General features: G+C 71.0%; 16 protein-coding genes. 9 read left to right on the forward strand and 7 right to left on the reverse strand.

Annotated elements, in window-relative coordinates; genetic code table 11:
• Positions 1-59: 59 nt before the first annotated feature.
• Entirely contained in the window at positions 60-275 is a 216-nt protein-coding gene (locus MKK88_RS29710) for a hypothetical protein (RefSeq protein WP_244006500.1), read from the reverse strand.
• 414 nt (positions 276-689) lie between these two features.
• On the opposite strand from MKK88_RS29710, the gene MKK88_RS29715 reads away from it, so the two are divergent.
• From MKK88_RS29715 to MKK88_RS29725, 3 genes are read left to right on the forward strand one after another with little or no spacing between them, the layout of a single operon-like run.
• Positions 690-1823 carry a S1C family serine protease gene (locus tag MKK88_RS29715; RefSeq protein WP_244006502.1) on the forward strand — a complete coding sequence of 378 codons (1134 nt, stop codon included), beginning with the start codon at positions 690-692 and terminating at the stop codon, positions 1821-1823.
• Positions 1820-2065 carry a hypothetical protein gene (locus MKK88_RS29720; protein ID WP_244006503.1) on the forward strand — a complete coding sequence of 82 codons (246 nt, stop codon included), beginning with the start codon at positions 1820-1822 and terminating at the stop codon, positions 2063-2065. Before MKK88_RS29715 ends, MKK88_RS29720 begins: the two co-directional genes overlap by 4 nt.
• Positions 2066-2067: 2 nt before the next feature.
• The gene (locus MKK88_RS29725) at positions 2068-2868 is read left to right on the forward strand and encodes a J domain-containing protein (protein WP_244006511.1); all 801 of its coding nucleotides are present in this window, start codon (positions 2068-2070) and stop codon (positions 2866-2868) included.
• Positions 2869-2971: 103 nt separating this feature from the next.
• Here the strand turns inward: MKK88_RS29725 and MKK88_RS29730 are convergent, their stop codons facing one another.
• Positions 2972-4462, reverse strand: coding sequence for a D-alanyl-D-alanine carboxypeptidase (locus MKK88_RS29730; RefSeq protein WP_244006513.1), 1491 nt, complete (start codon positions 4460-4462; stop codon positions 2972-2974).
• Between the two features lie 400 nt (positions 4463-4862).
• Here MKK88_RS29730 and MKK88_RS29735 point away from each other — a divergent pair, with 400 nt between their 5' ends.
• The 5 genes from MKK88_RS29735 (at position 4863) to MKK88_RS29755 (ending at position 10014) form a co-directional block, all read left to right on the forward strand.
• Positions 4863-5192, forward strand: coding sequence for a phasin family protein (locus MKK88_RS29735; protein ID WP_244006515.1), 330 nt, complete (start codon positions 4863-4865; stop codon positions 5190-5192).
• A 190-nt stretch (positions 5193-5382) separates the two neighbouring features.
• Positions 5383-5772, forward strand: a complete 390-nt coding sequence (gene clpS / locus MKK88_RS29740) for an ATP-dependent Clp protease adapter ClpS (protein WP_244006517.1) — start codon at positions 5383-5385, stop codon at positions 5770-5772.
• A 38-nt stretch (positions 5773-5810) separates the two neighbouring features.
• Positions 5811-8291, forward strand: coding sequence for an ATP-dependent Clp protease ATP-binding subunit ClpA (clpA, locus tag MKK88_RS29745; RefSeq protein WP_244006519.1), 2481 nt, complete (start codon positions 5811-5813; stop codon positions 8289-8291).
• Positions 8292-8382: 91 nt separating this feature from the next.
• On the forward strand, positions 8383-8667 hold the full coding sequence (locus tag MKK88_RS29750) for a hypothetical protein (RefSeq protein WP_244006521.1): 285 nt from the start codon (positions 8383-8385) through the stop codon (positions 8665-8667).
• 48 nt (positions 8668-8715) lie between these two features.
• The gene (locus MKK88_RS29755) at positions 8716-10014 is read left to right on the forward strand and encodes a flavin monoamine oxidase family protein (RefSeq protein ID WP_244006523.1); all 1299 of its coding nucleotides are present in this window, start codon (positions 8716-8718) and stop codon (positions 10012-10014) included.
• A gap of 127 nt (positions 10015-10141) precedes the next feature.
• Here the strand turns inward: MKK88_RS29755 and MKK88_RS29760 are convergent, their stop codons facing one another.
• Positions 10142-13579 (reverse strand): SbcC/MukB-like Walker B domain-containing protein, encoded by a 3438-nt coding sequence (locus MKK88_RS29760; RefSeq protein ID WP_244006525.1) that lies wholly within the window; start codon positions 13577-13579, stop codon positions 10142-10144.
• Positions 13580-13752: 173 nt separating this feature from the next.
• On the opposite strand from MKK88_RS29760, the gene MKK88_RS29765 reads away from it, so the two are divergent.
• A complete protein-coding gene (locus tag MKK88_RS29765) occupies positions 13753-15429 on the forward strand; it encodes a methyl-accepting chemotaxis protein (protein WP_244006527.1) in 1677 nt (558 codons plus the stop codon).
• 229 nt (positions 15430-15658) lie between these two features.
• On the opposite strand, the gene MKK88_RS29770 is transcribed toward MKK88_RS29765, so the two are convergent.
• The 4 genes from MKK88_RS29770 to MKK88_RS29785 form a co-directional block, all read right to left on the reverse strand.
• Positions 15659-16285, reverse strand: a complete 627-nt coding sequence (locus tag MKK88_RS29770) for a DUF4194 domain-containing protein (protein ID WP_244006529.1) — start codon at positions 16283-16285, stop codon at positions 15659-15661.
• Positions 16278-17648, reverse strand: a complete 1371-nt coding sequence (locus MKK88_RS29775) for a Wadjet anti-phage system protein JetA family protein (RefSeq protein ID WP_244006531.1) — start codon at positions 17646-17648, stop codon at positions 16278-16280. Before MKK88_RS29775 ends, MKK88_RS29770 begins: the two co-directional genes overlap by 8 nt.
• Positions 17649-17683: 35 nt before the next feature.
• Positions 17684-18112, reverse strand: coding sequence for an FKBP-type peptidyl-prolyl cis-trans isomerase (locus MKK88_RS29780; RefSeq protein WP_244006533.1), 429 nt, complete (start codon positions 18110-18112; stop codon positions 17684-17686).
• A 184-nt stretch (positions 18113-18296) separates the two neighbouring features.
• A complete protein-coding gene (locus MKK88_RS29785) occupies positions 18297-20393 on the reverse strand; it encodes a methyl-accepting chemotaxis protein (protein WP_244006540.1) in 2097 nt (698 codons plus the stop codon).
• Positions 20394-20572: the final 179 nt, after the last annotated feature.

Consider the following 20572-nt stretch of genomic DNA (forward strand, 5'->3'; position numbering starts at 1 on the left):
GCCGGGGCAGGGCGCAAGCCCCTATCCCCGGTATCCCCGCTATCGGCGACGCGGCGCCGTCAGTTCAGGTAGGTGCGGATCCAGTTCGGCGAGAGGATCTCGCCCTCTTCGGTGATGATCCAGGGCTGCTTGGCGGGATCGCTGAGCGCACCGGCGGCGGCGCTGATCGCCTCGCGCAGGGTGTTGAACCGCTCGGGCTGCGCCAGCGGGGCGCTGGCCGGAGCCGTGCGCCAGATCGTCAGATCGGCGGGCCGTTCCAGAGCTTCGGTTTCCATAAGTCCTCGTCCTTCCGAACCGTGTGCGACCGTTCAGATACCCGCCGCCAGCCTCAGTCAGGCCGGCTCGGGGATCGATGGTCTGAGCGTCAAAGCAAGCATCTCTGCGGCGGCTTTGCGATCAATTCGGGCGGCTTCCGAAACCAGCATCCCTCACGAAAGCATGATGGACGCAGCGGTTGCGTTTACCCAATCCGTAGTGAGCGCGTACAAGCTGCCGAGAACTTGCGAGAATTGTGGCTCTCGAATGATGACCATTCCGTTAGCCAGTTCGTTCCGCCCGTCGGCGTGCGCCAGAACACGTCTGAGGCCCACCGGCGGCGGCACGCATCTGTGTTGACGCTGCGATCCTGAACGCGCACTTAAGACCGGCGCCCGCCGACCTCGCCCGTCGGTTTTCTCTCGGAGTCCTTCGTGCCGGATCGTACCGTGCGCTTCGTGCTCGCCGCGGTCCTGGTCCTGCTGGCGCTCTACGTCGCCCAGCCCTACCTGCAGCCGCTGCTCTATTCCGCGGACGCACCCCGGGCCGTGACCGCCCGCGGCGATCTTGCGCAGTCCGAACAGGCCACGATCCGGCTGTTCGAGCAGGCGAGCCCGTCGGTGGTGCACGTCTTCGCGCAGGGCGCGGCGCAGAACCGCGACTTGCTCGACCTCGACGACGAGGGCAACGAGCAGGGCGGCGGCACGCAGACCGGCACCGGCTTCGTCTGGGACGGGGCCGGCCACATCGTCACCAACACCCATGTCGTTCAGAACGCCGCGCAGAGCGGGGGCAGCGTCTCGGTCCGGTTGAGTGACGGGACCGTGGTGCCCACGACATTGGTCGGCCTCGCACCCTCCTACGACCTCGCGGTCCTGCGTCTCGGGCGCGTCACCCGCATGCCGCCGCCGCTGGCGATCGGCAGTTCAGCGGATCTCAAGGTCGGGCAATCGACCTTCGCGATCGGCAACCCGTTCGGCCTCGACCACACGCTGACCACCGGCGTCATCAGCGCGGTCCGGCGGCGGATGCCGACCAGCGAGGGGCGGGAGGTGTCGGGCGTGATCCAGACCGATGCGGCGATCAACCCCGGCAATTCCGGCGGCCCGCTGCTCGACTCCGCCGGAAGGCTGATCGGCGTCAACACCGCGATCGTGTCGCCCTCGGGGGCGAGCGCCGGCATCGGCTTCGCGATCCCCGTGGACGTCGTGAACCGGATCGTCCCGGAGCTCATCAAGGTGGGCCGGGTGCGCAACCCCGGCATCGGCATCATCGCCGCCCAGGAGGCCGCGACCGCCCGGCTCGGCATCGACGGGGTGGTGATCGTGCGGGTCCTGCCCGGCTCGCCCGCCGCCCAGGCCGGCCTGCGGGGGGTCGATGCCCAGACCGGCGATCTCGGAGACGTGATCGTGGAGGCCAACGGCAATCCGGTCCATCGGCTCGCCGACCTCACCGCGGCGATCGAGGAGGCGGGGCTCGGCGCGACCGTAACCCTCAAGGTCGAGCGCGACGGCCGGGTCCGACAGGTCCGGATCACCACGACGGATGTGGCGGAGAATCGCCAGTGAGACCCGTGTTCGGACTGGCCCTCATAGCCCTGACCGGCGCGGCACATGCCGCCGAGCAGCCCACGCGTTCCCGCCTCTGCCCAGAGGATCTGCCCGAGGGCGTGCGGCTGCCGGCGCAGCCCGGCTGCACGGCCGGCGCCCGCCCGGCGCCGACGCGCCAAGACGGGACCTACGATCTGGGCAACGGCACGACGGTCCGGATCGATGGCCGGACCTCGGCCGAGTACGGCGTGCGACGCTGAGCATGGCGCTGTTCGCCGGCCTGCTCGCGTGCCTGACGCTCTGGTGGTTGTCCAAGAACGGCAACGGCCTGGGCCGGCGCCTGCGCCGCGCCCTCGGTCAGGGCCTCGGTGCCGTGACGGGCGGAACGCGCACGCTCGGCGCGGTATCGCTGCTGGCCGGCGGCTTCCTGCTGCTGCACGGCAACCTCGTCCTGGCGGCACTCCTGGGTCTGAGCGGCGTCTGGATGATCGAGGGGCAAGAGTCGATGACGGCCCGACTGCGCCGCCTGATCCGGCCGGGCACCGCCAACAATCCCCGAACGCCTCAGGGATCCGAGATGCCCCCTGCGTCCCAGGATCCCTACGGATCCCAGGACCGCCGCTTGCGCACGACGCTGATCGAGGCGCATCTGCGACCGGACGGCAGCCTGCGCACCGGCCGCGTGACCGCGGGGCCCTTGGCCGGGGCATGGATCGACGCCATGCCGAACGAAGCCGTGATCGGGCTGCTGCGGCTCTGCCGCGTGCGCGATCCGATGGGCGTCGCCCTGCTAGAGCCGTATCTCGACCGCCGGACGCCCGGCTGGCGTGTAGACGCTGAGCGAAATCGCGACCCGGGGCCGCGCAGTACGCCGAACCCAGGGGCGCTGACGCAGGAGGAGGCGTACCAGGTCCTGGGGCTTCAGCGCGGGGCGACCGCTGAGCAGATCCGGACGGCCCACCGGACGCTGATGAAGCGCGCCCACCCCGACCAGGGGGGAAGCGCCGAGGGTGCGGCGCGCGTCAACGCCGCCCGGGACAGGCTTCTGAACCGACATCGCTGATACTCCACGCGCGTTGTCAGGGGATGAAGGATGTCTCGGCCGCGGCGGAACAGCACCGCGGCCTGTCCTGCCGGCGCGACGGGCGCCGGCGGGTCCTGATCGGTCAGCTCCGGGTGGCGAAGCAGCTGAAGCCGCTGCGCTTCAGGGCCGTACAGGCCTCCTGGGCGGAATCCTGCTCGGCGAAGCCCGAGAACCGGGCGCGGAACAGGGTCGTGCCGCCGTGCTCGACCTTCACCGTATAGGGGGCGGCCTTCGACAGGCTGCCGCCGACTTTGGCGCGCGCCTCCGAGAGCATCGAGCGGGCCTTGGTCTCGTCGTCCATGGCGCCGAGCTGGATCACCCACGGGGTCGGCACGACGCGGGCGCCGGAGACCGCCTTCGGCGGTTCGTCGCGCTCGACCGAGGCGACGCGGGCCGTCGACTTGCTGGCCCCGGGGAAGGGCGCCTGGGCGCTGCTCGCCCCGGCATAGGCCTGGGCGGCCTTCGGGATGCCCTGCGGGCCAACCTTCCAAGTGCCGCCGGGCGTCGTGGTGGTGCCCGTCGTCGTGGTGCCCCGGGGCGAGAGGTCGAGGGGCTCGCCGGTGGTGCCGGTGGTCTCGACATCCTCGTCGTCCGCGGAGGCGACCTGGGTGCGCGTCCGCGACACCGCGTCGGCGACGACCGCGGGCCGCGCGCGCTCGGCGACCTCGGTGACGGGCGCCGAGATCCGGGCGCCGGCATAGGCCTTCGGCAGGCTGCCGCGCACGAGGTCGGCCATGATCCGGTCGCGGCTCGCGCCGGACTTGCCGCCCAGCACGATCGCCACGATCTGGCGGCCCTCCGACTTGGCGGCGGTCATCAGGTTGAAGCCGGAATCCCGGGTGTAGCCGGTCTTGATCCCGTCCACGCCCTGGACGTTGCCGAGCAGGTGGTTGTGGTTGCCGATCACCCGGCCGCGGAACGCGAAGGAGCGGGTCTGGAAGTAGCGGTAATAGTGGGGGAAGCGGTCCTGGATCGCCCGGGCCAGCACGGTGAGATCGCGGGCCGTGGTGAGCTGGTCGGGATCGGGCAGGCCCGAGGCGTTGGCGTAGTGCGTCCGGCTCATGCCCAGCGCATGGGCCTTGGCGGTCATCATCTGGGCGAAGCGCTCCTCGGAGCCCGCGATGTTCTCGCCGATGGCGCAGGCCACGTCGTTGGCCGACTTGGTCACGATCGCCTTGATGGCGTCCTCGACCGAGATGGTCTGGCCGGGGCGCAGGCCGAGCTTCGAGGGCGCCTGGGCGGCGGCATGGGCCGAGATGGTCAGGTCGGAATCGAGGGCGAACTTGCCGCGCTCCATCTGCTCGAACAGCAGGTAGAGGGTCATCACCTTGGTGATGGAGGCGGGATGCCGGAGCGCATCCTCGTTGACCGCGTGCAGGGTCTTGCCGCTCTTCACGTCGACCACCATGGCGGCGTAGGGCGGGTTGTAACCGCCGCCGGCCGCGCGGGCATGGTGATGGTGCCGCCCGCGTCGCGCGTCGGCCGGGGAGGCGAGGGTCGAGAGAACCGCGGCGGCCAGGATGGCGGCCGGCAGCGCGGGAATCGTCCGGGAGCGGCCTACTACGCTACGCATCACGCCTGATTGCCTCGCGAGACCGGCACGCGCCGGTCGTGTCCTTTTGAGCGGAGCGGGACCGGTCGCGTGGCCCCGCTGCATCATCGGAGAGTTAGGCAAGTGCAGTTACAGGGCCGTTAATGCGATCGCCGCGCGTATCGGATTGTGGGGTTTCTGCCGACGGTTGCGGAGGCCGCGGAACCGCGACACACCCTCCCTCCGCTGCGGCTTGCGGATCACATCCATCGCCAGCCGCGCCGACGATGGCCGCGGGCGGGGGGAGGGGGGCGCCTCGCCAAGACCGCGCTCCGACCGAACCGTGGCCGCTTGACGCTGCCCGGTGCGGCGCACACAGTCTGCTCCGGATCCGATACCGCCGCCCGGGCCTGACCAGTCGGCGGCGGCCGGGAGTGCGGCCATGACAACACGCGACGCCCATCCGTCTTATCCGTATCCGGCCGGCTTCGGTTCGCCGTGGCGGCGGCTCGGGGTCGCCGGCCGGATCGCTCAGACCCTCGGGATCGAATGGGGCGATTCCACAAAGCAGGGCCTCGACGATCTCGCGGCCACAGCCAGGGCCCTCGCTGCGTCCCGCGGCCCGGCCGAGATCCTGGCCATCCAGTGCGCCTATCTCCAGCGGGCCGGGGAACGCTGGGCGGCGCGGTCGGCGATGACCGCCGATCAGATCGCGGGACTGGCCGCCGATCTGCTGCGGCCGCCGGCACCAAATCCGACCCCGGCGCATTAGCGGGGCGTCGGCCGTGCGCCAGGCGCAAGCTCAGCGGGACGGACAAGTGCGCGCAGGCGTCTGGCGAAGTCGGCTCACCGTCTGTAGATTAGCGACAGCGGAGCCGCGCGTTGCTCCGGGCCGGGCCAGGACAGCTTCGCCCGCCAGGATCGGCGACGCCCGCTCCAATCGAGGGATCGGTTCGACGCACATGATACAGGTCCCCCAACAGGGCACCGCACGTTCGATAGGGATTGATCGACCGGCCACGGCTTCCGGCTCGCGCGCGCCGGGCGGCGACGACCGGTCCAACACGGCGATCATCACCCGCACGAAGCCCCGGACGAAGCGGCCGAGCCTCTACCGGGTTCTGCTCCTGAACGACGACTACACGCCGATGGAGTTCGTCGTGCTGGTGGTCGAGCGGTTCTTCAACAAGAGCCACGAGGACGCCTACCAGATCATGATGCACGTGCATCAGAACGGGGTCGGCGAGTGCGGGGTCTTCACCTACGAGGTGGCGGAGACCAAGGTGACGCAGGTCATGGACTTCGCGCGCAAACACCAACATCCTCTCCAGTGCGTTATGGAAAAAAAGTAGGCGCCGTTCGCGGTAGGCACGAAGGACAGAGGCCAGCTTTGCCAAGCTTCTCACGCAGCCTAGAACAAGCTCTCCACCGCGCCCTGGCGCTGGCGGGAGAGCGCCGGCACGAATACGCGACGCTGGAGCATCTCCTGCTCGCCCTCGTGGACGATCAGGATGCGGCCGCGGTCATGCGCGCCTGCAACGTCGAGGTCGACACGCTCAAGCGAAGCCTGATCGACTACGTCGACACGGAACTCTCCAACCTCACCGGCGACGGGCGGCAGGATGCCAAGCCGACGGCGGGCTTCCAGCGCGTGATCCAGCGCGCGGTGATCCACGTCCAGTCCTCCGGCCGCGAGGAGGTGACCGGGGCGAACGTGCTGGTGGCGATCTTCGCCGAGCGCGAGAGCCACGCCGCCTACTTCCTGCAGGAGCAGGACATGACCCGCTACGACGCGGTCAACTACATCAGCCACGGCATCGCCAAGCGCCCCGGCGCCTCCGAGTCGAAGCCGGTGCGCGGGGCCGAGGAGGAGGGCGCCCCCGAGCGTCCGAGCGACGACGGCGATCCGCGCGGCGCCAAGAAGAAGGGCGATGCGCTGGACGCCTATTGCGTCAACCTCAACAAGAAGGCGCGCGACGGCAAGATCGACCCGCTGATCGGCCGCCATTCCGAGGTCGAGCGCACGATCCAGGTCCTGTGCCGCCGGCAGAAGAACAACCCGCTGCTGGTCGGCGATCCCGGCGTCGGCAAGACCGCGATCGCGGAAGGCCTGGCGCGCAAGATCATCCAGCACGAGGTGCCGGAGGTTCTGGCCGACGCGACCGTCTTCTCCCTCGACATGGGCACGCTGCTCGCCGGCACCCGCTACCGGGGCGACTTCGAGGAGCGCCTCAAGCAGGTGATGAAGGAGATCGAGGCGCACCCGAACGCCATCATGTTCATCGACGAGATCCACACGGTGATCGGCGCCGGTGCGACCTCGGGCGGGGCCATGGACGCGTCGAACCTGCTCAAGCCCGCCCTGGCCTCGGGCACGTTGCGCTGCATCGGCTCGACCACCTACAAGGAGTACCGCCAGTACTTCGAGAAGGACCGTGCCCTGGTGCGCCGGTTCCAGAAGATCGACGTCAACGAGCCGTCGATCCCCGACACGATCGAGATCGTGAAGGGCCTGCGGCCGTACTTCGAGGAGTTCCACAAGCTCAAGTACACGACCGAGGCCGTGAAGGCTGCGGTGGAGCTGTCGGCCCGCTACATCAACGACCGCAAGCTGCCCGACAAGGCGATCGACGTGATCGACGAGACCGGCGCGTCGCAGATGCTGGTGCCGGAGGCGCGCCGCAAGCGCACCATCGGCATCAAGGAAATCGAGGCGACCATCGCCACGATGGCCCGGATCCCACCGAAGACCGTCTCCAAGGACGACGCGGTGGTGCTCCAGCACCTGACCGAGAACCTGAAGCGGGTGGTTTACGGCCAGCCGAACGCGATCGAGGCCCTGACCTCGGCGATCAAGCTGGCGCGTGCGGGCCTGCGCGACCCGGACAAGCCGATCGGCTCGTACCTGTTCGCGGGTCCGACCGGCGTCGGCAAGACCGAGGCCGCCAAGCAGCTCGCCGCCTCCCTCGGTGTCGAGATGCTGCGCTTCGACATGTCCGAGTACATGGAGCGCCACACGGTGAGCCGCCTGATCGGCGCGCCCCCCGGCTATGTGGGCTTCGACCAGGGCGGCCTGCTGACCGACGGGATCGACCAGCACCCGCACTGCGTGCTCCTCCTCGATGAGATCGAGAAGGCGCATCCGGACCTGTTCAACATCTTGCTGCAGGTGATGGACCACGGGAAGCTGACCGACCACAACGGCAAGCAGGTCGATTTTCGCAACGTCATCATCATCATGACGACCAATGCGGGCGCCTCGGACCTGGCGAAGTCGGCCTACGGCTTCACCCAGACGAAGCGCACGGGAGACGATGTGGAGGCGATCAACAAGCTGTTCGCGCCGGAATTCCGCAACCGTCTCGACGCGATCATCTCGTTCGGCCACCTGCCGAAGGAGGTGGTGGCGAAGGTGGTGGACAAGTTCGTCCTCCAGCTCGAGGCGCAGCTCGCTGACCGCAACGTCACGATCGAGCTCTCGGACGAGGCGCGCGCGTGGCTGGTGGAGCACGGCTACGACGACGCGATGGGCGCCCGACCGATGGCCCGGCTGATCCAGTCGACCATCAAGACGCCGCTCGCCGACGAAGTGCTGTTCGGCAAGCTGAAGGATGGCGGCGCGGTCCGGGTGATCGTGCGCAAGCCGGAGGATGCTGAGGCCAAGGCCGGCGCCAAGGACAGCCTGGGCTTCGACTTCCCGGCCGGTCCCGTCACGCCCAAGCCCGAGGCCGATGTGACCAACGCCGCCAAGCGCCACAAGCGGGCCAAGCCTCGTACGGCGACGCGGAAGAAGACGCCGAAGGACGACAAGGGCGGGGGCTCGGGCGGCGGCGTCCGGACCGTGCCGAAGGTGCCACTCGTGCGCGCCTAATGGTGCACACGCCGTCCGGCGGCCTTCCGGAGTAGGGGCTGCCGGTCTATGACCGCCGCGACGCGACAGCGCCGCGGCGAGGAGGCGCCCGATGACCGACAATCTGCACGAGGCTCCGCTCTCGTCAATCGCGCAGCCGGCGACTTCGAAAAAGCTGGCGTGGCGGGAGGAGCGGCGCCTGCGCCGCCGCCGCCGCAAGCGGGGCGAGGAAATCCTGGCCTGGGTGCTGGTGCCGTTCATCTGCTTCGGCATCTATTGGGGCATAAGCGCGAGCTTCGACTTCTTCGGGACCTCGCCGGGTCAGGTCTGGGACCAGCTGATGCAGGTCAAGGCGATGATGGAGAAGCGCTCGGGTAATCCGGGCGCGCGGGGCTAGCGCGCAGGTCCCTGATCGGCAGCTCCGGTGTCTAACCGAGGAGCCGCCATGCGACCGACCCGACGCGCGATCCTCGCTGCCCCGCTGCTCGCGGCCCCGGCACTGCGCGCGGGTGCCGGCGGCGGTACCGTGGTTGTAATTGGCGCCGGGTCCGCGGGTCTGGCGGCGGCTGCCCGCCTGCGGGATGCGGGCCAGAGCGTCACCCTCCTGGAGGCGCGGGACCGGATCGGCGGCCGCGCCTTCAGCGACACGGCCCTGGGTCCGGACTGCCGGTTCGATGCCGGCGCTGAATACATCCACTGGGCCGAGCACAATCCCTGGGCGCCGATCGCCCGGGCCGCCGGGGCCCGGTTTGCCCGCGAAGACGGCTGGGCGCGCACCCTTACGATTAACGGCCGCCCCGCCACCGAGGCCGAGCGGGCGGCCCGGCGGGCGGGCTTCTCCGGCCTCGACGCGCTGCTGCAGCCGAAGGGCGGCGACCCGTCGCTCGCCGAGGCGGCCCGGGCCGGCGGCCCCGACGCCGAGCTGGCCGCGGCGGGCCTGAGCCGCCTGTCGCTCGGCGAGGATCCCGAGCGGGTCTCGGCGGTCGATTACGATCGGCTCTGGTCCGGCACCGACCTCTGGGTCGACGGCTACGGCGCCCTCGTGGCGCGCCACTTCGCCGACGTCCCGGTGAAGCTCGGCTGTCCGGCGCAGGCGATTGATTGGTCCGGGCCGGAGGTCCGGGTCGAGACGGCGCGGGGCATCCTGGCGGCGGCAGCCGTCATCGTCACGGTGCCGGTGGGCGTGCTGCACAGCGGCGCCCTCAGGTTCGCACCCGGCCTGCCCGAGGCCCACCGGACGGCGCTGGATGGGCTTCACATGGGCGCCTACACGAAGATCGGCCTGCGCCTGGACCTGGCCAAGATCGATCCGGCGGCGTTCGGTGATGCGGTCTCGATCGCGACCGGTGGCCCGACGCTCTACTTCGAGATGGGCCCGTTCGGTCGCCCCCTGGCGGTCGCCAATCTCGGCGGCGACGGCGCCCGGGACCTGTGCCAAGCGGGGGAGGCGGCGGCGGTTGCGCTCGCCACCGAGCGCCTGGGCGCGATCCTGGGCGGCAAGGCCCGTGGTGCGGTGCTGGCGGGACGGCTCGCTGCGTGGTGGACGGATCCCTATGCCCACGGGTCGTACGCCATCGTGGCGCCGGGCCACGCGGAGGCACGTGAGCAGCTGCGCGCGCCGGTGGGTGGCCGGGTGTTCCTCGCCGGCGAGGCGCTGGCGGGCGGCGGCGCCATGACGGTTGGCGGGGCGACGCTGGACGGCGAGCGCGCCGCGCGGGACGTGCTGAAGGTGCTGGGAGCGTGATCGGAGCGAGCGCTTCCGGGTCTCTGTCACACCGTTTTATCGGGCACTGACGGCGCAAGAAACGAGCGCTTTTCCCTCCCCCTTGTGGGAGGAGAGAGCCTCAGCGCCGCGGGGTAGGCGCCTCGCCTCACTCCGCCGCATCTGCCTGCCGGAAGCCCTCAATCCCGACCTGGTCGGGGTTGATCGCGTGGAGCGCCCGCCGGGCCGCCTCCAGCGGGTGTTCGGCCTCGATCCGGACCGAGGTGAGGTCCGGGCTCTTGTAGACGGTGACGATGGTGTCCATCACCTCGGTGAGCGTGGTGCGCTTATCCTCGGGGGCGGCGATCAGGAGTTGCAGGCCCCAGGCCCGGTAGAGATCGACCAGCGCCTGGCTGTTGCGCACGTCGAGCTTCGAGAAGGCCTCGTCGAGGAGGCACAGGCCGAGGCCCGGGTTCTCGTCCCCCGGCCGGTCGCCGGGATAGTAGGCGCTCGCCAGCGAGGCCGCGATCGCCACGTAGAACGGCGCCTGCGCCTCGCCGCCCGAGCCGCGCAGCGCCCGCGCCGACATGGTGGTGCGGTTGCCCGCCCGGTCGCGCATGCCGATCTCGTAGACGAAGTAGTTGCGGTAATCGGCCAGCCGGGCCGCATCCTCCTCGCCGGCGATGAGGGCGGTGATCTCGGCGAGCGCCGCCGCCATCGGGCCCTCGGCCGCGCCGTCGAGCAGCGCCTGCGCGGCCTCGGGGGAGCGCGCGGTCTCGGTGGCGAGCGCGTGGACCGCGGCGTAGCGCCGGTCCACCGCCGCCTCGAACGCGTAGGTCTGGCCGGTGAAGCTGCGGGCCGAGAGCCGCTCGTTCAGCGCCTCCAGCCGGGCCTGGACCCGCTCGAACCGGTCGGCGAGGCGGGTCAGCAGATCCTCGGTCATGAGGCGGCGCATCTCGACCTCGGCCCGTTCGGCCTGGGCCCGGTAGCGCCGCAATTCGTGGCCCTCGACCGCCTCGTATTCCCGCCGGACCCAGGCGAAGCCGTCGATGGCCGGCGCGTCGCCCTGGTTAAGGGGATTCTCGACCCGCCACGCGGCACAGGCCTCGGCGAGCTCCCGCTCGGCGATCCGTCCGTGTGAGCGGGCCGCCTCGGCTGCTTCCCGGGCCAGGCCCCGCTCGGCCGTCGCCCGGGAGCCCGCGGCCTTGGCATCGAGGCCCGCAAGCGCGCGGCGCGCTTCGGCGATCACGCCCACGTCGAACGTCTCGGAGCGGGCCACGCGGACCCGGGCCGCATCGCCGCCCATGAGCTGGCGCAGGGCCGCGCGCCGGGCCGAGAAGGCGGCGCGGGCGGCCTCGCGCATCGTAACCAGCCGGGCGCGGAGCGCCGCCTCGTCGGCGAGCAGGCGATCGAGCTTCGGCTCCAGCTCCTCCGACAGTTCGCGCAGATAGGCGACCCGTTCCGTCGTCAGCGCGGCGATCTCGGCGGCGAGCCCGGCGGTGTCGCGCTTCTCGATCCCCTCGCGCTCGGTCTGGAGGGTGCGCCGCCGTCCATCGAGCCCGTCGAGCTCGGCGCGCAGCGTATCGATATCGTCGAGGCCCCGGGCGATGCGCGCCCGGATCGCGGCCGCCGTGCGGGCGGCCTCGCGCAGCACCGCCGCCTCGCCGCGCAGCCGCCGCGCCTCCGCGACCGCCGCCTCGTGGACGCGCCGGCTGTCGACGGTCGGCCCGCGCTGACCGCGGGTCATGAGCAGATCGACGCTGCGCGTCACCGAATAGGCCATGCCGGCGGTGGTTCGCCCGCTCGGCGCCACCGCCCGGGCGAGGCGGGCCAGTTCGGCATCATCCTTCGCCAAGTCGTAGCCACCGAGCCGCACGCCCAGGAACGCCTCGGCGTGCGGATCGCTGGTCTCGATCACCGTGAGCGGGCCGTCATCGTAGCGGCGCGCGCGCTGCTTGGCGGTGTCGGTGGTCTTGACCAGGATGCAGCGGTGGAACCGGTCGCGGCCCCCCTGGAGCACGCCGAGCGCCTCGTTCAGCCGATCCGGCGCCACCACCAGGGCTTCCCGGGCGCGCCCGAGCAGGCCTTCGAGGGCCGGCCCCCAGGTGGGATCGATGATCTCGGCCAGCTCGCAGATCGGCACGGCGTCGATGCCGCGCCGCTCCAGCTCGCCGCGGAACGCCAAAGTGTCGGAGGACAGGCGCGCGGTCGGGCCGGCGCCGGTGCGCGGCGCGGTGCGCTCGGCTTCACTCTCCTGGGCGCGGGCCTTGAGCGCCGCGTCCTCGGCGGCCCGCTCCAGCGCCTCGTCGAACTCGGGCAGCCGGGCCAGCCCGTCGATCAGCTCGGCGAGCGGCCCCTCCGGGCGCAGAATCCCCTCGGGCGGCGATTCCCGGCGCAGCCCGGCCCGGGCGCAGGATTCGGCCAAACGCGCCGCCTGCGGAAAACCCTGCTGCAGGATCGGGGCGACCGGCTGGAGCTTGCCCATCTGGCCGACGAGCGCGACCAGATCGGCGATCCGCCCAACCAGCTCCTTCCGGTCGCGCTCCAGCATGGACAGGCCGAGCGTCGAGGCGGCGAGACGGCCCTCGGCGGCGCTGGCGGCGGCGAGGGCCTTCTTCTCGGCGATCTCCCCATCGATGTCGCGGACGAAGCCACGGCTGGCCGCCACGCGCTCCCGGGCGATGCGCAGGGCGTCGGACCCCTCGCGCAGGCGCGTGCGCACGGCGACGAGGTCGAGGCTGCGGCGGCGCAGCTCGGCGGCGGCGGCCCGCAACTCGTGGGTCGCCGCGGCGAGCACCGACTCGCTCCAGGCCTCGTAGCGGTCGCGCAGGCGGCGCAGGCGCGCGAGGCGGCTCTCCAGCTCGGCGATCGTCTCCAGCAGGCGGCGCCAATTGGCGATCGACTGGCGGACGCGGTCGACGTCGAGGGGCTCCGGCTCCAGCACGAAGGCACGCACGAAGGCGCTGGTGTCGAAGATCGGCTTGAACGCCACCGCGTTGGCGAAGCTGCGCAGGAAGTGGCGCGGCTCCGGTGCCGGCGCCCCCTCCCGCAGGGTGGCCAGCACATCGGCCGTGAACCGCTCGCCCGAGGTGCGGTACTCGGTGAAGCTCGCCGCCTTGGCACGCAGATCCCCGGCGATCTCGCTCCAGGGCGCCGTGTAGGTCCCGCCGGGGGCGGTGCGGGCGTAATCGGCAATCTCGAACCGGTGCCCGACCGCGATGAAGCGCGACAGGACGGCCTCCTTCGGCTCGACGGCCCGGGCCGCCAGCGCCAGCCCGACCGTGACGACGCGGCCCGAAGCGGGGTTCTCGAACACCAGGGCCAGCACGGTCTCGCAGGATTCCCGGGTCGGGCGGCCGCCCTCCGCGGGGTCGCTGATCCAGCCCAGGCAATAATCGCGCACCGTGCGGGCGCTGCGCCCGGAGGCCGAGGCGTTCAGCGCGAGGCGGCTGGCATTGTTGCCGGCCAGCACCGTGCCGACCGCGTCGAAGATCGTCGACTTACCGGCGCCGGTCGGCCCGACGAGGGCCGCGGCACCCCGCAGCCGGATCTGTTCGCGGCGGATCAGATACCAGTTCGAGAGGGCGATGTCGGTGAGGACGTACACGATGTCGGTGAGCCGGCCCGGGATTGGAAATCAACCGGCCCAGTTGGCCGGACTCGGCGGCGTATGCAAGCCGGTGACAGAGGCCGTGACGACTCAAGTTCTGCGCGAACCCGCAGCTTGCCCGCGCAAGCACCACCGATATCGTGTCCGAGGGACAGAGATCTGGCAAGACTATGCGCGCGAGCATAAAGACAAAACTCAGCAGCTTGTTCCTGTTTCTGCTTGTCGCGGCGGCGATACAGGGTGGAATGACGATCGTTCGGATGAAATTTGTCGATCACCAATTAGCCGAGCTGCTTGACAAGGCAATGCCATCTTTGGATGCGGTGGAAACCATCAGCGCGCTGACTGTCAAAGCGCGCCTGCTGCAGGTGCGCGTCGCCACGGCGGACACGGAGGCCGAACGCGATGCGGGCCGCGCGGCGGTGGAAGAGATGCTCAAGGATCAGTCCGCCCGGGTCGAGGCCTACAAGGCTCGGATCACCGCGCCGGACGAGCAGACCCTCTACGACACCCTGGTCGCCAAGCTGAAGGCCCAGCACTATGCCTGGGAGCGGCTGCGCGGGATGAGCCTCAGCCAGCGCGAGGCGGCGATGGCCTATTACCGGGGGGCCATGAATGCCCGTTACCAGGATGTGGCGCAGGCCGCGCGCGCGCTGGTGGATCGGCATGTCAGGGCCGTCGAGGAGGCGGGCCGGTCCGCCCGGGAGAGCCAGGCCAGCGCGGTCTCGACGACCATCACGATCCTGGCCGCCATGCTGATGGTCGGCCTCGGCGCCTTGCTGTACGCGCTCCGCGGCGTCTCGCGGCCGATCACCGTGATGACCAACGCCATGCGCCGGCTCGCGGACGGCGATACGGGCTCGGCGGTGCCCTATGCGGGGCGGGGGGACGAGATCGGCGCCATGGCGGCGGCCGTGCAGGTCTTCCGTCAGAACCTGATCCAGACCCGCACCCTGGAGGCCGAGGCGGCCCGCGCCCGGGCGGGGGCCGAGGTGCAGCGCCGCCAGGGCATGCGCGACCTCGCGGAACGGTTCGAGACTGCCATCGGGGGCATCGTCCGCGCGGTCACGGCGGCGGCGACACAGCTCCAGGCGACTGCCCGGGCGCTCACCGCGACGGCGACCCGGACGGCCGACCGCTCCGGCGATGCACGCGCCGCCGCCGCGGAGGCCGCCGCCAACGTCAACACCGTGGCGGCGGCGGCCGAGGAGCTCGGATCCTCCGTGGACGAGATCGGCCGGCAGGTGGTGGCTTCGGCGGATCTGGCGCAGGTGGCGGCCCGGGAGGCCGGAGCGACCACCGATCTGGTGCAGGCGTTGAGCACCGGCACCCGGTCGATCCGCGAGGTGGTGACGCTGATCTCCGCGATCGCCGGGCAGACCAACCTTCTGGCCTTGAACGCCACGATCGAGGCGGCCCGGGCCGGCGAGGCCGGCAAGGGGTTCGCGGTGGTGGCCGCCGAGGTGAAGCAGCTCGCAGAGCAGACCGCCAAGGCCACCGGGGAGATCAGCCGGCAGATCGATCAGATCCAGGGCTCGACCGACCACGCCGTCCGCGCCATCGACGGCATCGCCGGGCGGATCCGCGAGATCGACGCCACGGCGACCACGATCGCCAGCGCGGTGGCGCAGCAGGGGGCGGCCACGCAGGAGATCGTTCGCAACGTCGCCCAGGCGGCGGCCGGGACCGGCGCGGTCACGGACAACATCTCGGAGGTCGCGGGCGCGGCCGACGAGACCGGCGCGGCGGCCGGGCAGGTGCTGCGCGCGGCCTCCGCGATGGCCGAGCAGGCCGCCCGGCTCGGGAGCGAGGTGGAGCATTTTCTTGAGACGGTGCGGGCGGCCTGACCACGTCCCTTCAGAGCCTGTTTGCCTCGGCCGATCCAATTCTCAGCCTCATCCTGAGGTGACCGCGTCAGCGGGTCTCGAAGGAGCCCTCCAGCCAGCCGCGCGATCCCTGGAGGGCTCCTTCGAGGCCTGCGCTGCGCTCGGGCACCTCAGGATGAGGAGGTCGGGTTGGATTTCGGCCGCTTCGAGCGGGGTGCGACCGCAGTCGGACAGTGAACAGATTCTCAGGTCAGGCCTCCCCGGCCTCCGTCCAGGCCCGCAGGCGCTCCAGCCACGCATCCGAGGCCAGCACCGCCACGCCCGGCAGGAGTGCGAGCGGCGTCACCCGCTCGACCCGGTCGCGCTCGCCGAGCCGCAATCCGCCCCGTCGCGCGTAGAGCCGCAGGATGTCGGCGAGCCGCCCCTCCTCGGGGGGTTCGTTGCGGGCGACCGTGCGGATTTTTTCCACGATCTCGTCGGTGGTGCACTCGACGATCCCGTCGGTGCCGACGCGATGGTCGCGCAGACCCTCCTCGTAGAGGAGCCGCAGCGCCAGCAGCACCAGGGTCTCGTCCTTGCGCAGCCGCTCCGACACGATGTCGTGGCGCGGCGCGTCGGCGGCCGGGCTCAGCGACACCATCTGGTCGCGGTGCGAGACCGTCAGTGCGTAGCCCAGGCAGGCGAAGTAGTCGGTGAAGAACGGCGCGTAGTGCCGGGCCAGCTCGTAGGAGCGGCCGATATTCGGCGTGTCGGCGTAGATCACCTGTCCCTTCAAGAGGACCTGGAGGGCGCGGCTCAACTCCTCGGCGTCCGGCGCCCGGGCGCCGGGGGGCGCGGGCTCGTCGCCGTCGATGATGGCGCGGAATCCCTCAAGCACCGGGGCGCCGCTCCAGTACGAAATCCGGGCAGTCGAGCCAGCCATTGGCGATGCGCTCGGGCAGGCGGGTGAGGGCGTAGCGGTCGCCGAGCTGCGCGTCGAACAACACGTCGATCTCACGCAGGCGCTGGAACACGATGAAGTCGTCGACGCCTGTGATCGTGATCTGGGATCCGCGCAGCCGCACCGCTCGGCCGAGCCGGGCCTCCACGAAGGCGCTCATGCTTTCGGGCGTCACGGTGGTACGGCGGCGGAACTCCGCCTTGGCGGCCGCGAAGGCGTCGACCACGGGATCGTCCTCGATGTCGGGCAGGGGCTCCATGTCGATGGCGAGCTTGCGGGCCCGGGGCATCTGGAGATGCGCGTGGCCGATCGGCGGGCGCAGCAGCGACACGTCGGACGGCACGTCGGGGGCGATCTCGGCGCCGCCGACGGCGCGCAGCATGGCGGCGGCGCGCTCGACGCCGCCGGGATCCGGCCGGTCCATGACGTGGAGGGCGGCCGCGATCCGGCGCTCCAGCCGCGCCACCACGGCATCGACCGCGTCGAGGTGGTTGTCGAGCCCCTCGAATACCGACAGGATCTGGGCGAGGTCGGCCCGCACCGCCCGCTGGGCGGCGTCGAGATCCGGGCTGCGGCCCTCGCGGATCTGGCCCTCGGCCAGCGCCCGGATCGTGAGGGCGTCGCGCAACGCCCGGCCGGCCTCGCGCACCACGCTGGCCCGGAAGCGGAACGGGTTGAAGCGCGTGTGCAGCGTCCGGTAGTCGCTGATCAGGTGGCGCTCGACGAAATCCTTGAAGAACAGCCGGAACGTCTTGGCCCTGTCGGGCTCGCGCAGGATACGCTCCTCGACCTTGCGCATCCCGGCCGCGAGGCCGCGCACATGGGCCAGGAAGGCGGCCGATGCCCGGGCGGCGTTCGCCAGGGCCTCGGAGCGGCTGCCGGGATCCGACAGGGCGCTCTCCAGTCCGCCCAGCACCTCCAGCACGGCGCCGCCGTAGGAACGGGTCTCGCCCCGTTCGAGCCGGGACAGTTCTTCCAGGAGAAGCCGTGCCTCGGGGTCGAACTCCACCACCGGCACGTAGCGCTCGCGGCGCTCGATCAGCCAGCCGGTGTCGAGGAGGCGGCGGTAGAGGGCGGTGCGGCGCTCGGTGGGATCGGCGGAGATCGGCTCGTCGCCGCTGACTTCCGGGTCGCTCCAGCCCGCCGCGAAGTCACCGATCTCAGCGAGCAATTCGGCCTTGCGCACCGGCTCGGCCCCGAGGACGCGGCGGTGCAGGTGCAGCAGGAGAGCCGCGTTGAAGCCGCGGCTCGGGGACGCCAGCGGCTTGAACAGCTCATCGGGCAGCTGCGCGAACAGCATTTCTTGGGACTCTCGCCGTCCGCGCAGACCGACCGTTACTTCGCGCCGAGGAGCTCGACGTCGAAGATCAGGGTGGCGTTCGGCGGGATCACGCCGCCGGCGCCGCGGGCGCCGTAGCCGAGCTGCGGCGGGATGATGAGGGTGCGCTTGCCGCCGGTCTTCATGGTGGCGACGCCCTCGTCCCAGCCCTTGATCACCTGGCCGGCGCCGAGGGGGAACGAGAAGGGCTGGTTGCGGTCGCGGGAGGAGTCGAACTTCTTGCCCTTCTTGCCACCCTCGTCGAGCCAGCCGGTATACTGGACGGTGACCTGCTGGCCGGGCTTCGGCTCCGGTCCGGTCCCGACGACCTCGTCCTGATACTTCAGCCCGGAGGGCAGCGTGACGGTTTCGGCAGTGGCGGCAGTGCTGGCGGCAGTGCTCATGGCGATCAACGCGGCTCCGGCGATGAGGGACAGGCGAGGCATGGTTTCTCCCTGGAACCGGCGCCGTGCGCGCCGGCCGTCGCCGCGCCTTCTAGCGACTCGCAAAGGTTGAGGCCAGGGAGGCCGCCGGAGATCCGGTCGAAGGATCCGAGCCGTTCCCGTCGCTTCATCCTCGCCGCACGCTCCGCACCGAACCGGCATCCGGATCGATGCGGAGCGCGCGGGCTCAAGCCGCCTGCAGGCCGGCGAGGAAGCGCCCGACCTCGGTCGTGAGATGGTCGGACTGACGCGACAGCGCGGATGCGTCGCCGAGCACATGCTCCGCCGCCCGCCCGGTTTCCTCGGCCGCGCCCGCCACGCCGGCGATGTTGTCGGTGACCTCCGCGGTGCCCTGCGCCGCCTGGCCGACGTTGCGGACGATCTCCTGCGTGGCGGTGCCCTGCTCCTCGACCGCCGCGGCGATCGAGGTCGCCACCCCGTTGATCTCTCGGATCCGCTCGGTGATCGCACCGATCGCCGACACCGCCTGCCCCGTGGAGGCCTGCACCCGGGCGATCTGATCGGCGATCTCTCGGGTGGCCCGGGCGGTCTGCTCGGCCAGCGCCTTCACCTCCGAGGCCACCACGGCGAAGCCCCGCCCCGCATGGCCGGCGCGCGCCGCCTCGATGGTGGCGTTGAGCGCCAGCAGGTTGGTCTGCCCCGCGATGGTCGAAATCAGGCCGACCACGTCGCCGATCCGCGCCACCGCGCCGCTCAGTTCCTGCACCAGCGACGCGGTCTGATCCGCCTCGGAGGCGGCCGCCTTCGCGAGTTCCGCCGACCCCTGCACCTGCCGGCCGATCTCCTGCACGGAACTCCCCAATTCCTCCGCGGCAGCCGCCACGGTGTTGACGTTGCTGGCCGCCTGTTCCGCTGCGGCCGCGACGGCCGTCGACCGGGCGGCGGTCTGGCCCGCCGTGTTCGTCATGCTCTGCGCGGTCGCCTGCAGCTTGGAGGCCGAGCCTGAAACCTGCCTGATGATATCGCCGACGGCAGCCTTGAAGACGTCGGCCATCTGGCGCATCCCGGCCCGCCGCTGCTCCTCGGCGGCGCGCCGTACCGCCTCCGCCTCCGCCTCCAGGGTCCTGTTGCGGATCAGGTTGTCCTTGAACACCTGGACGGCGGCCACGATCGGGCTGAACTCGTTCCGGTAGGCGCTCACCGGCACCTCGACCTCCATGTCGCCCGCCGCCAGCCGCCGCATGGTCGCCGAAATCGTCCGGATGGGTCGCAGCACCCCGCCGAACAGACAGAGCAACCCGAGGACCACGAGCACCGTCACGGCCAGCAGGGCGGCGGCGTTGCGGACGAGGGTGCCCTGCGCGTCGGCGGCCAGGGTCTCGGCCCGCGCCACCATCGCGTCGAGGGCCGCATAGGCGAGTTCGACGATCGCCATCTGATCGGCGGTGTTGCGCGGCCGAAGCTGCTGGAACGAGTAGGGCGAGGCCGTGTTCTGGCTCAGGGCATCGAAGACCGCCCGGGCCACGCGCTCGGGTTCACCCTCGAAGTTGCTGGTCTTGGCCTTCTGGAACGCGGCCCTCACGCTGTCCGAGACGCCGGAGGCGGCCTCGGTGGTGGCGATCCAGGCCGTCTGAACGCGGGCGCGCTCCTCGGCGGCCGCCACGGTCTCGGGCAACGACCATCCGGTCTTGGCCGCGAGGGACGCATGCACCCGGAGGGCGACGTTCCCGATCGCAATTCGGGTCGCCCAGGCCGAGCGCTTGAGCGCGAGATAGCGCTGAAGGACCACGTCCGCGCGCGGGATGGCGGCATCCACGGCGTCGATCGTGCCGGTCAGCGCGTCGAGCAGATCCTGAAACGCGGTCAGGACGGCGGGCATGAGCTTGGGATCGCGCTGCGGCTTCGACACGCGCAGGGCCTCGTCGATCCGGGGACGCAGGGCCTGCACGGCCTCCTGCGCGGCGTTCAACCGGGCGAGCGTCGCCGACACAGACGGCACATCCAAGGCTTGCAGAAGGTCCTGAGCCGTTCGGAAACTCGCGAGCATCGACTCCCGATACGTCGCGACGCCCGAGAGGGTATCGGGATCCGCGGGGGTCTCCGCTCCGAGGGCCAAGGCCGAACCCCGCTCAAGGCGCAGCGGCAGGATCGTCTTCAGCAGTGCCCGGCTCGCCTGCGCCAACGTGACGGCTTCCGCCGCTTGGCGCACCTGAAGACGCGCCTCGACGAGAGAACCGACTGCGCCGGTCAGCAACATCAACGCCATGGCAAAGATGGCCACGCACATTGTCGCGCGAACCGACAGGCGTCCAAGCACATTCATAGCCTTTTTCCCGGGTTTTGTAGTGTCACATCATCACTCATCGTCGATCTGGCACGAATGATTGAGGCTTTCGCGACATAATCTGCAACAGGTCGACCGCGCACGGATTTGCAACTCGAGCCTGCGCGATGTTCACGATCAGCGCCGGTGGATAGGGGCCTCCCGGTTCGGATCGAGAC

Source organism: Methylobacterium sp. E-005 (genome assembly GCF_022829725.1).
In the GTDB taxonomy this organism is placed as follows: Bacteria; Pseudomonadota; Alphaproteobacteria; order Rhizobiales; family Beijerinckiaceae; genus Methylobacterium.